Source organism: Achromobacter marplatensis, assembly GCF_049060505.1.
Lineage (GTDB): Bacteria > Pseudomonadota > Gammaproteobacteria > Burkholderiales > Burkholderiaceae_B > Achromobacter > Achromobacter marplatensis_A.
Map to the genome: position 1 here is coordinate 185794 of NZ_JBMGRB010000002.1, position 11649 is coordinate 197442.

Annotated in this window: 14 protein-coding genes; 10 read left to right on the plus strand and 4 right to left on the minus strand. The window is 63.4% G+C overall.

Annotation, left to right across the window (positions count from 1 at the left end):
- Positions 1 to 2: 2 nt before the first annotated feature.
- Complete coding sequence (locus ACI0FO_RS05630) at positions 3 to 812, minus strand: DUF4189 domain-containing protein (protein ID WP_233214013.1); 810 nt, start codon at positions 810 to 812, stop codon at positions 3 to 5.
- A gap of 315 nt (positions 813 to 1127) precedes the next feature.
- Between ACI0FO_RS05630 and ACI0FO_RS05635 the strand changes: the two genes are divergently transcribed.
- Positions 1128 to 1700, plus strand: a complete 573-nt coding sequence (locus tag ACI0FO_RS05635; RefSeq protein WP_105557256.1) for a hypothetical protein — start codon at positions 1128 to 1130, stop codon at positions 1698 to 1700.
- A 16-nt stretch (positions 1701 to 1716) separates the two neighbouring features.
- Here the strand turns inward: ACI0FO_RS05635 and ACI0FO_RS05640 are convergent, their stop codons facing one another.
- Positions 1717 to 2115 carry a RidA family protein gene (locus ACI0FO_RS05640; RefSeq protein WP_416024822.1) on the minus strand — a complete coding sequence of 133 codons (399 nt, stop codon included), beginning with the start codon at positions 2113 to 2115 and terminating at the stop codon, positions 1717 to 1719.
- A gap of 152 nt (positions 2116 to 2267) precedes the next feature.
- Between ACI0FO_RS05640 and ACI0FO_RS05645 the strand changes: the two genes are divergently transcribed.
- Positions 2268 to 3215, plus strand: coding sequence for a LysR substrate-binding domain-containing protein (locus ACI0FO_RS05645; RefSeq protein WP_416024824.1), 948 nt, complete (start codon positions 2268 to 2270; stop codon positions 3213 to 3215).
- A gap of 48 nt (positions 3216 to 3263) precedes the next feature.
- Here the strand turns inward: ACI0FO_RS05645 and ACI0FO_RS05650 are convergent, their stop codons facing one another.
- Entirely contained in the window at positions 3264 to 4019 is a 756-nt protein-coding gene (locus tag ACI0FO_RS05650) for a sulfite exporter TauE/SafE family protein (RefSeq protein ID WP_416025659.1), read from the minus strand.
- 172 nt (positions 4020 to 4191) lie between these two features.
- Here ACI0FO_RS05650 and ACI0FO_RS05655 point away from each other — a divergent pair, with 172 nt between their 5' ends.
- From ACI0FO_RS05655 to ACI0FO_RS05690, 8 genes are all read left to right on the plus strand, one after another.
- Positions 4192 to 4725: a GNAT family N-acetyltransferase gene (locus ACI0FO_RS05655; protein WP_416024826.1), complete on the plus strand. Its 534-nt coding sequence runs from the start codon at positions 4192 to 4194 to the stop codon at positions 4723 to 4725.
- A gap of 230 nt (positions 4726 to 4955) precedes the next feature.
- Positions 4956 to 5399, plus strand: coding sequence for an Hsp20/alpha crystallin family protein (locus tag ACI0FO_RS05660; protein WP_416024827.1), 444 nt, complete (start codon positions 4956 to 4958; stop codon positions 5397 to 5399).
- A 34-nt stretch (positions 5400 to 5433) separates the two neighbouring features.
- A complete protein-coding gene (locus ACI0FO_RS05665) occupies positions 5434 to 5820 on the plus strand; it encodes an Hsp20/alpha crystallin family protein (RefSeq protein ID WP_416024829.1) in 387 nt (128 codons plus the stop codon).
- Positions 5821 to 5876: 56 nt separating this feature from the next.
- Positions 5877 to 6146, plus strand: a complete 270-nt coding sequence (locus ACI0FO_RS05670; RefSeq protein WP_105557249.1) for a hypothetical protein — start codon at positions 5877 to 5879, stop codon at positions 6144 to 6146.
- 227 nt (positions 6147 to 6373) lie between these two features.
- Positions 6374 to 7717: an MFS transporter gene (locus ACI0FO_RS05675; RefSeq protein WP_416024832.1), complete on the plus strand. Its 1344-nt coding sequence runs from the start codon at positions 6374 to 6376 to the stop codon at positions 7715 to 7717.
- Positions 7718 to 7946: 229 nt separating this feature from the next.
- A complete protein-coding gene (locus tag ACI0FO_RS05680; protein ID WP_416024834.1) occupies positions 7947 to 8840 on the plus strand; it encodes a hypothetical protein in 894 nt (297 codons plus the stop codon).
- A 42-nt stretch (positions 8841 to 8882) separates the two neighbouring features.
- The gene (locus tag ACI0FO_RS05685) at positions 8883 to 9386 is read left to right on the plus strand and encodes a hypothetical protein (protein ID WP_416024836.1); all 504 of its coding nucleotides are present in this window, start codon (positions 8883 to 8885) and stop codon (positions 9384 to 9386) included.
- A 140-nt stretch (positions 9387 to 9526) separates the two neighbouring features.
- Positions 9527 to 10705, plus strand: coding sequence for a hypothetical protein (locus ACI0FO_RS05690; RefSeq protein WP_416024837.1), 1179 nt, complete (start codon positions 9527 to 9529; stop codon positions 10703 to 10705).
- A gap of 37 nt (positions 10706 to 10742) precedes the next feature.
- On the opposite strand, the gene ACI0FO_RS05695 is transcribed toward ACI0FO_RS05690, so the two are convergent.
- Positions 10743 to 11624: a LysR family transcriptional regulator gene (locus ACI0FO_RS05695; protein ID WP_416024839.1), complete on the minus strand. Its 882-nt coding sequence runs from the start codon at positions 11622 to 11624 to the stop codon at positions 10743 to 10745.
- Between the last annotated feature and the right edge of the window lie 25 nt (positions 11625 to 11649).

An 11649-nucleotide genomic window follows, 5' to 3' on the forward strand; every position in this document is an offset into this window, starting at 1 on the left:
CCTTATTGCGACTTGGCGTCCTGGCCCTTGTAGCCGTCCATATAGGCACGGCCCGAGCACCGCACCATCGCCACGCAAGCTGGCGCGCCGGTCTTGGCCGTGCAGGTCTCGCGGGACGCTTCGCGCGCCGAAACGGAGTCGGGGTTCAACGCGGTAAAGCGCGTGCCCCGGCCTTCGCTGCCCTTGATCCAGGCGATGCCCACGCAGGTGTCCTTATAGGTCAGGAGCTTGCGGCAGTCCTTGCAGTCTTCCCACTTCAGCAACGTATTGATCGCCTCGTCCTCGGAGGGATAACCATCCGAATAGACCGCCCCGCCATCAGCGTTTTCCGCCACGGCGCCCCAGTAGGCGCGGCTGTCCAGCTTGGCGGACAGCGCCTCAATGTCAGCGGGTTTGGCCCGCTTGGCGGCCGCCAGATCTTCGGCGCTATAGCCCGGGCCCGCGCACACCGGCAGGGAAGTCAACCGGCAGTTGCCGTCCGGGCTGCCCGCCGTGCAACGGCGCATGGCCTTCTTGGCCGCCATTTCGGGCGCCACGCTATTGCCCGGGAACAGATCCTGGCGCGAATTGCGCGCATAAACCATGCAGCTGTCCCAGAAGGTGGTCAGCGTCTTGCACCCTTTTCCCCCCGCGCGCTTGCACTCCGCGATGGCCGCCATTTCGGCCCATTGCTTGTTTTTTTCCGGCGCCACCGAGTAGACCTTGGTGTGGTCGCCGTCTGTCGCCATACCGCCATAGGCGTTTTGCGCCTGCGCCGAGGCAGAGGCCAGGCCTGCCACCAAAGCAAGAGCAGCGAATGCAGCGCGGATCACAGGAAAAAATCGAGCAGGCATCATCGTCGGTGTAACGGGTCGAGTGGAGAGCGGGGACGATCTTAGCAAGAAGCCCGTGGGGTCCGTCCCCGTGGGAATCTCCCAGCCGGCATATTACGTAACAAATTTCACACAGATCAAGGGCGATACTGGCCCCGATTTCCGGTAAAAATGTCGAACTTTTCGTAAGCGCGCCATCAGCGTCCGTCCCCTGCACTCCCGGGCGTCCCCCGCAGACGGGCCAGAAGCCTGTCACGAAAAGAAACAAAACGCGTTGAGCCACCTTGACCTGCCACGGAGCATCGACAGCACGCCATGAAGTCGTCCCAGCCCTCTCCAACCCGCCGCACGCCGCTCTGGCTGCCGGCCAGCCTGATTGCCGCTGCGGCCGCGCTCTCGGGATGCGCGCCGATGCCCACCGGCGGCAGTTCCTCGCTTCCTTCGCTAGGCAACGTGTTCAAGTCGGGCCTGTCGTTCTCGCCCAGCGTGAACGTGGCCAAGAACATGGAAGGCCGCTCGATCAATGACGCCATCGCCGCATTGGGCGAGCCGTCGAAGACGCGCGTCGTGGGCAACGAAGTAGAGCTGGAGTGGTCCGACTATCAGACCGCCCCCTACACGGAATGGGTCACCACCGGCTCCAGCCAGCAGGTGGTCGGCATGATTCCCGCCACCAACACCAGCGCCGCCACGCCCGTTTTCCAGACCAACACCACTGGCCACTACCAGAACCGTTCGCGGGTCTACGAATGCACCGTGCTAATGCGAATGCAGAACAGCGTCATCGTCAGTTCCAGCGTCGACGGCAACGTATGCCCCGAGTTCATCGCATCGCTGCGCAAATGGGCGGGCGAAAACGAGGCGAACAATTACGTGGTGAAGAAGTAAACGCGGCGGGTCAGCGCTACACCGGCTCCGGCAATTTCGCGATCACCTTGATCTCGAAGTCGAACCCGTACAGCCACGTCACGCCCACCGCGGTCAAGGCCGGATACGGCGCCTCGCCCCAGTATTCCGGCACCACTTGCCAAAGCGTTTCAAACTTGGACTGCGGGTCGACCATGAAGACCGTCACGTCCACGACATCGTCGAACGTGCAGCCTGCCGCCTGCAAGACGGCGTTCAGGTTTTCGAACGCCCGCCTCGCTTGCGTTTGAAGCTCGGGTTCCGGCGAGCCGTCTTCGCGGCTGCCCACCTGCCCCGACACGAACAGGAAGCCATTGGACCGGATTGCCGGCGAATAGCGGTTACGTTCATAAAGCGCCTGGCGGCCAGGCGGAAACACGACGTCGCGGGTTGCCATCGGTCATCTCCATCAATGGGCCGGAAGCGGCCCGTGGTTAACGATGGGTTCACTGTAGAGATCCGCCGGGCGCCGATAAACGGGCAATACTGTCCATCACTGTTTGTAGAATCCAAACAGTCCGCAACCCCGCGCCACCTCCTGGAGCCGCTATGGACCGATTCGATGCGATGCAGGCATTCGCCCGCGTGGTGGAAGCCGGCAGCTTCACCAAGGCGGCGCAAACGCTGCACATGAGCAAGACCAGCGTCACGCAATTGGTGCAGCAGCTGGAAGCCCGCCTGCGCGTCAAACTGCTGAACCGCACGACGCGTCGCGTCGCCGTCACCGCGGACGGCGCCGCGTATTACGAACGCGTCGTCAAATTGCTGGCCGACATGGATGATGCCGAAACGGGCCTGTCCGCCGCGTCGGCCGCGCCGCGGGGCCGCTTGCGCGTGGACGTGCCCAGTCCGCTGGCGCGCATGATCCTGATCCCCGCCCTGCCCGCGTTCCACGCGCGCTATCCCGACATCCAACTGGACATGGGCGTCAGCGACCGCATCGTGGATATCCTTGGCGAGAACGTGGATTGCGTGGTGCGCGGCGGCGAGATCACCGACCAGTCGCTGATGGCGCGCCGCGTTGCCGATCTGCGGCTGGGCGTCTACGCCGCCCCCGCCTATCTCGAGCGCGCCGGTCTGCCCGCGCATCCGCAAGAACTGGAAGACACGCACCACCGGATCGTCGGCTATCTATGGTCGCGTCTGGGCCGCGCCTTTCCCTACGCCATGCACCGCGGCGACGAAAGCGTGAACGTGCACGGCCGCTATGTGCTGGCGGTGGATGACGGCAACGCCTACCTGGCAGCCGGGCTGGCGGGATTGGGCGTGCTGTGGCTGCCGCATTACATGGCCGAGCCCTACCTGACGCGCAGCGCGCTGGTGCCGCTGTTCGAGGACTGGCGCCTGGACCCGATGCCGCTGACCATCGCGTTTCCACCGAACCGGCACGTCAGCGCCAAGCTGCGCCTGTTCATCGATTGGGTGACGGAATTGATGGGGCCTTATGCGCCCGCCCCGACCGACGCCGTGACGGCGCAAGCAACCGCAGCGCGATAACGCCGTCACGCCGGAACTGATCCCGACGACGCCGTCATGGCAGGCCTGCTAAGCCAGCCGTTCTAGCAAGCGGGGCACGCTGGAAGCCAGCAAGGCCAGGCCGGACGCCGTCAGCAAGCCCAGAACAATCTGCCGGAAACGCGCCTCGCTGATGCCGATGTAGAGCTTGGCACCCACCAGCGTCGGCACCAGCATCGCCGGTGCCACGATGGCGAACATCGGCAGCATGTCCCGCGTCACGATCCCCGTCGCCAGGTAGGTACCCATCGTCACCGCCAGCATGGACAGGTTGAAGTTCTGGATGACGGCACGCTGCTTGTCTTTGTCGAAACCGCGCAACGTGCACCACAGCGTGGGCAAGGTACCGGAAAACCCGCCGATGCCGCCCAGCACCCCGCCAGCGAACCCCACCGTGCCATCGGCCAACCTTCCGCCTGCCGAGATCCTGGGCAAGTTCCTGGCCACCAGCATGATCGGGCACCACACAATCAGCAAGGCGCCCAACAACGCCTTGAACCAATCCATGTCCAGATGGGGCAGCACCGCCACGCCCAGTGGAATACCGGCCAGGCCGCCCAACACGAAAGGCAGCAGCAATTTCAAGTTGAACCCGCGCCGGACCGTAACGGCCGCCAACACCTGACCCACCAACGCGCCGAACACCGCAAGCGTGGCCGCCAGGCGCGGCTCCAACGCCCACGCCCAGAACGACATGGCCACTAGCCCGAAGGCAAACCCCGACAATCCCTGGACGAAACCGGCGACCACCGCGCCCAGCGCCACCACCAGATACACCGATTCCATCATCGTCATCTTCTGTGCCCTGTGTCTCTTATGTTCTACTTTCTGGCCTCGCGCTTGTTGCTGGCGGGCGGTATGAATTGTGGTTCACAGCCATAACAGAACGATTCTATTTTTTGATGGACGAATAACGGATTGCTTATGAAGCGTCCAAGACCAAGCACCAAGGCCACCGATGGACACCCCCACGATCGCACTGCCCGACACCCTGCTGGCCACGCTACGGCCGCTTCGACCCCACGATGCCATTGCTTGGTCGGCGTATCTGAACAAGCCGGGCGTCATTGAACATACCAGCTGGGGCGATATCAGCCCGTCCGCGCTTGCGGTGCTGATCGAGAGTTATGCCGGCCACCGCGATGCGCTGCGCTGGGCCATCGTGGACGCAGGCGACGGGCTTTTGGGCACCGTCGGCTTGAACGAGATTTCCCCCGCGAATGGGCGCGCCGAATTGGCTTATGACCTTGACCCGCTGCATACCGGCCGTGGCCTGGCAACCCAGGCCGCCCGCGCCGTCACCGAGTGGGCGCAAGCGGCCTTGAAGCTCCAACGCGTCCAGGCCACCGTCCTGGACAGCAACGCGGCGTCCATCGCCGTTCTGGAACGCATGGGAATGCAACGCGAGGGCTTGCTGCGGCAGTACAGAAAAGTACGCGGGCAGTCGCGCGACTATTGGATGTACGCACGCTGTTTCTCGATGCCCGAATGATGGCCCGCCGATGACGGGTGAGTCGGGACGTTAAGCCTCTGATCGGGGGGGCTGCCCTCGTTTTAAAAATCTATAGCATCCCAGACGGCCATTTTAAAAATCAAAGGATGCCGGCCTTGAATCAACGCGGTTGGCTCCTATATCCGCATTGAAGCGATCGAGTGTGCGGGTCGCTATTGCGGTGACGTAGCTCGGTCTCGATCCTTCCGGACAATTCCTTGGAGGTAATTATGGCCAACTACCCTTTCAGCGATAACGGAGTCGACTCTCTCTTTGACGCGGTCCAGGAGCAGATGGACCGGATCTTTCGTAGCGCGGGCCTGCCGGCCACATTGCGGACGGTGCCACGCGGACGCTTCCCTGCCGTCAACATTGGGGTTTCCGACGACGCGGCCGTCGTCGTCGGCTTCATTCCCGGCATCGAACCCGAGACCTTGAAAGTGTCCATAGAGAAGGGGCTGCTCACCATCAGCGGCACGCGCAACATGCCGCCCTTGCCCGAAAACGGCCGCTACTACGCGCGGGAGCGCGCCGAAGGCGACTTCACCCGCGTTATCGAGTTGCCCGGGGACGTCGATCCCGACAACGTCGAGGCGAAATACATCGACGGCTGCCTCTTGATATCCATCAAGAAAAAAGAGTCGTCGAAACCGCGTCTTATCGCAATCCAGTGATGCAAGCGTCAAGCAAGACTCAGGAGAAACGATCATGAATGAGCGTAACGAACTCGTTGTTGAACCGGGCGGCCGTTCAAAAGAGCAACGCCCCGCCAACCTGCCGGTGGTCGACATTTTTGAAGACGCAACCGGTGTCACCGTGGTAGCCGACCTGCCTGGCGTCACGAAAGACACGTTGAACATTAAAGTGGAATCGGAGGTGCTTGTCATCGAAGGACAGGCGTCGGTGCCAGTTCCCGCCGATGTCCGGCTGATCCATTGCGAACTGCGCGAACCACTGTTTCGCCGCTCGTTCAGGTTGGGGCCGGAGTTCGACAAGGACGCCATCAGCGCCAGCCTGAAGCACGGTGTGCTAACCCTGCAAGTTCCGCGCATCCGCGAGGCGCAGCCGCGTCAGATTCCGGTGACGGTGATGTGACCGTACAGCCCGTGCCGCAGCGGCGTAGCGCCGCTGCGGCGTGTCGGAGCCCATCCATGAACGATCTCGTCCTTACCGAACACAAAGGCTTTCGCCTAGGGGTCCGGGCCGTGCCGTTGCGGTGCCTGGAGCAATTCGGCACGCTGCCCGAGGGGTTCCTGCCACTGGTTCAGGTCACATACTCAACGCTGGTGCTCCTGGATTGGTGCATTCCCTGCCCGCTGACGCCACGCGACACGCCCGCCCGCGCGATTTCCGAGGGCACGGCCTATTTGAAGCTGTTCATCGACTCGGGCAAGATCAATCAATACCTGCCCAGGTCGTAAGGCCGCCCTGGCAACGAAACGGCAGCGGGCCATTCCTCCCCGGAACAGCCCGCCCGATGAACGGCGCTACAATCCCCGCCGGTTTTCGCCCTTGGGCGGCGCCCGCCTCCCCCTCAGAAAAACCACCGCAGGCCCGCGACGGCGCCGGTTGTGATTTCCCCTGACTTTTTCATAGCAGTAATCCGGCCAGGCCGGATGGTTTTTCGCTTTTCGCGATCGAGGATGTCATGTCTCGGCAGTTGTTGGCCTTAGTCCTGGGGCCGCTTCTTGGCTTGTTCGTTGTCTGCATCGGCAACGCTTTTATTTCCTCCCTTACCACCTTGCGGCTGGACGCGGCCGGCGAGTCCGCCACGGTCATCGGCCTGATTTCGTCGTCGTATTTCATCGGCCTGACGCTGGGCGCCATCTTCAATGACCGGCTGATCGTGCGCATCGGCCATATCCGCGCCTATAGCAGTTTCGCCTCGCTGATCGCGGTCACGGTGTTGCTGCAAGGGCTGATCTTCGGCGCCGAGGCATGGTTCGTCCTGCGGCTGATCAACGGATGGGCAAGCGTTGGCGTGTTTTTGGTGGTGGAAAGCTGGCTGCTGCTGGCAGGCGACCCGAAGATGCGCGGACGCTTGCTGGCGTTCTATATGATTTCCCTGTACGGCTCCGGCATGCTGGGCCAGATTCAGCTGGGCGCTCTGGCGCAATTGGGCGACATGGCGCCTTTCATGGTGGCCGGGCTGCTGGCCTCGCTGTCAGTGATGCCGATGGTCATCATTCCGCGCATTTCACCGCTGGTCGAGCGCGTCGAACCGTTGATGCCACACCACCTGATCCGCATGACGCCCACCGGTGTCATGGGCTGCTTCGGTTCGGGAGTCGCTATCGCGGCGGTCTATACCCTGCTGCCGCTTTACCTGCAACGCATCGGGCTGGACGTAGCCGAAGTCGGCAAGATGATGGGCGCGGTGATCCTGGGCGCCATGGTGCTGCAGTATCCCGTTGGCCGCTGGTCGGACCTGCGCGACCGTCAGGTCGTGCTTATCGCGTTGGCCGTTTTCTGTACGGTGCTCAGCCTCTTGATCCTGCTGCTGCCCACCGGATCGCCGCTGCTGATCGTTCTGCTGTTCTTGCTGGGCGGCGGCGTGTTCGCCATCTATCCGGTCGCCGTGAGCCACGCCGCGGACCGTGCGCCCGCCGACGCCCTGGTGCGCATGATCCAAGGCCTGCTGCTGATCAATTCGCTGGGGTCGGCGTTGAGCCCGCTGGCAATCTCGCAGGTAATGGCCAAGTACGGCGCGGCCGGGCTGTTCTGGTGCTTTGCGGTGCTGAACGTCGGCCTGATGGCCTTCTTCATGTGGCGCCGCGGCGAACGCCCCGCCCCGTCGCCCGTCGCGCCATTTGCCGCGGCCGCCCAGATGTCGCCCGCTGGCGTGGAGCTACGCGTTACCGAAGACCTGGTCCAAGGTGCGTTGGACCATGAAATGACCGAAGACCTGACGAATGTCCTACCCGGCACGGACGCTGCGGAACCGGTGCTGTCGGCTGCGCAGGAAACGCCGCCCGTTTCGGGTGGCGGGTGAAACGCCGTCGGATGGAGTATATGTAACAGGTTAGCAATAACTGCAATATCGTGAAGCCTGGACGGCAAACAGGCCCCTTATACTCGCCTCCGCATCGAAAACCTGCCGGCGGTTAATGCGTTTCTGTGGCGACCCCGCGTCGGAAGATCGACCGTTCTATACCGACATCAACAATCAAAACGCTTTTATAGATATTCGACAGGACGTTCCCCAACTCATGAGAACCCTTATGAAGGCCAGCCCGAGTTTCAGCCGCCGGTGCGCGCGCACCGCCCTGGCGGGCCTGATTGCCGCCACTTTTGCCGTCCTGAGCCACCCGGCGCCCGTGCTCGCCGCCACGGACAACGCACCGGCAATTCAACGTTCCGTTGCCGCCGCCGTGACGCCTCCCGATGCCGCCACGGTGATGTATTTCATCTATCAAATCGACGGCAAAGGCGAAACGTCGTATGAAGTGGCAAACGGCAGCATCGCCACGTATTGGTTCGGCCATGCCTTCGAATCCGCAGGCCAGCATTACTACACCGGCTTTGTGTGGAAAACCGCGCAACGCTACGGCAAACCGGGCGAAGACCAGGTCGGACCCGAAACGCGGGTCAATATCGCTGAATCCACATTCGTGCTGAACGACCCGGCGTCCGAACGCCCCTGGAAATTCCTGGGCATGGAACCCTCCATCGGCGAATTCGGCGCCTACGAAAGAGCCCCGGACGTCGACACCCGCCGCAAGCCGGTCGAATACCGCACGCCCGCTGGCAAGCTGTTGCTGGCCGTGCCCGATACAAGCTTCGACAACGGCATCAATAGCGACGGCTATACCCTGCTGGTGTTCGATCCCCAACAGCTGAAACCCGACTCGGACAACAACGTCTGGACCTACGTCGGCAGCGTCCTGACCGGCGAAGACAATAGCGCCGCGTGCTCGGACGGCGAAGTCATGCCGTGCACCAGCAGCGCCGGCGAACTGGTGTTCACGGCGGCCGCCGGCAACGATATGCCGCGTGTGTCGGTCAAGCCCAGCGGCACGACGATCTCGGGGCCGAACAAGACCCGCCAGCTTGGCGCCGCCGACGTCACGCATTACACGTTCGACGCCAAGACCAAGCGGTACGTCAGCCAGTAACGTTTCGCCGCTACGCGGATAGCGGCATTCCATTCCTGCGCCATGACCCTGATCCTGCTCGTTCTTATCGCGCTGCTCGCGGCGGCAAGCGTCGCCCATCGGTGCCTGCGCCGGCAGCCTGGCGACACCGGCCGTTCCATCACGCGTAACGTCATTGCCGGCGCGTTGACCTACGGGTTGATCGGCCCGGCGATAGGCTTGCTGGTCGTGATGGGCACGATGACGCTTCCGGTCAGCCTGTACAGTTTCGACGGGTTGCGCGCCGCGTATCTATTCGGCGCGGCGCCGGCCGTGCTGTGCGGCGTGACGGCGGGTGCGCTCAAGCCCGCGCAATCGGCTTGGTCACGTCTGGCGTGGGTAGGCGCCGCCGGCACCGCATACGGATTCCTGTTCATGCTGGCCGTGTTCGGGACGGCGCGAATGGCGTATGTGATCGACGCCTTCAAAGCCGGCGCCCTGCCCAGCCTGGCCGCCGCCGTGGTCTGCACGCTGCTGTTTTACGGCGTGCCCGGCAAGCCGCGCGCAACACCTTCGCAACAACCCTGAAAGCCGCTTGAAATGTCGCTGAAACACGGCTGAAAACACAGCAAAACATCGTGAAATTCGTGGTGTTTCGGCCGCTGCTTAAAGCTGTTATTAAGCCCGCATGACTACAATTTTCGAATCGCATTCCCGGTTCGTCTGTCATGCCGTTTTCTCAGTTTTCACCGATAGATCCAGACCGGGGCGGCATCCTTATCGCACCGTCCGAGGCGCCTCAGGCGGCTCGCGCGCTGCCCGCCATCCAGCACTATCTGTCCGCGTTGGGCCTACGCGATATGGCGAACTGTTCCGGCGTTGCCGGCGCGGCGCCAGGTGCGCAGGCATGGCTTGACACCGCCTTCGCGGCAGCCCGCATGCCGAGCCACGACACCACCGGCGTCGCCCGCGCACTGAACCTGCGCACGGATACCTACGACATCGACCTGGACCGCGAGATCGTGCTGGCGATGCTGGCCAGCCCGGTCGCGTTCACGTTCCCCAGCATCGCGGAACTGGAATCGGCGGTGCGCATTCGCCGTTATATCGTCCAGGCCGCGCGCAAGACCGCGTTGGCGTTCGACACCGAACACGCCGAGCGGCCGTCGGACTACTGGACTTACGACGAAGCGCGGGGCTTTACCGTGCGGCCCGGGCGATCGCTGATCGAAGGCCTGCGCAAAGCCACGCAACCCGAGGCGTCGGGTCAGCTGTATGCGTTCTCGTGCTATCGGGCGACCGAGTATGTGACGGTTCTTGGCATTGCGCAGGAGCTGCAACACGTGAACCCGGAACTTGGACACCGCCTGCAGCGCCAATGGGAAACGCGCGCGGTCATGTCCGGCCGCTTCCACGAAACCTTCCTGCACGAATACGGTTCCCTTGCCGCCCCACTGCCCCACCACTTCTACGTGCCAGGCGACCGGCTGTGGTTCCGCAACCCGGACGCGGCCTCGTCCGACGTTGAAGGGTACGAGGGGTCGTGGGTGTTCTATCTGGGCAGCGGCCAGTTCAACAACTTCTGGGAACGCGGCAATCCATTCACGCTGACGACGAAGTGCGTGGAGATCTACCATTGGCGTCACGGCCTTCGGGTGGACGCCGCCGGTCAGCCCTTCATCGACGAACAGATCGTCAAGGAGCGCGTGCGGCAGACGCTCGCCAACCCCAAGGCTACCGCTGACGTCCTGGCGCGCATGTCGCGGATCCGGGATCCCCAGGGCATTTATGGCCAGGGCGGCTGCATCGACGCGACGCGCGAACGGGTACGCTGGGTGGGCTTGGGTCACTCGGATATCGCGCTACCCGACGTGCCGGAGGGGCCTCGGTGGTCGATCGCGGCCTGACCGCGCCCCATCCGTCCATTGGGGCGCTGGCGCCGCGTTACTTGGCCAGCCCTGCCGCCAACGCCAACGCCCGCGCCAGGAACGGCGACTGATCGTCTTTGCGGTAGCTCGCGATCACCGGCGACACGAACGCATCTGCCTCGATCCGCACATGGGCAATGTCCTGCCGCTGCAAGCGCTGTACCGAAGCCGGCACCACCGACACGCCCAGCCCCGCCGCCACCAGGCCGATCGCGGTCTGGAGCTCGTTGGCTTCCTGCACCACCTGCAACGCATGGCCCGCTGCGCGGAACAGCCCCAACACATGGTCCGCGAAATTGGGCCGCGGCCTGGCGGGATACAGCACGAAAGGCTCTTGCGCCAGGCGTTCGACCGACACGCTGCCCATCGCCGCCAGCGGATGTTGCAACGGGACGGCGGCCATCAGCGGTTCGGTCATCAACACCCGGCGTTCGATGGTGGGATCGTCCAGCAGGATCCGGCCAATTCCCAGGTCGATGCGCCCCGCCTTCAGGGCCTCGAGTTGGGGCAGCGTCGTCATTTCCGTCAGGCCGACTTCCACTTGCGGGTCCGCGCTGCGCAGTTGGCGGATCAGCTCGGGCACGAAGCCGTACAGGGTCGACGGCACGAATCCAATGCCGAACCAGCGCCGCTGCGTCTGCCCAAGACGGCGCGTGCCTTCCAGCACTTCGTCCAAACGCGCGGTCAACAGCCGTGATTGCTCCAACAGGAAGCGCCCGGCTTCGGTCAGCCGCAAGGCACGGGTGGTGCGTTCAAACAACTGCACGCCCAGCGCCTCCTCGAATTGGCGGATCTGGCGGCTTAGCGGCGGTTGGGCCATGTGCAATCGGGCAGCGGCACGAGTGAAGCTGCCTTCTTCCGCCACGGCCTGGAAATAGCGCAGCTGTCTGAGTTGCATCGCTTATTTAGACTATATAGGTATA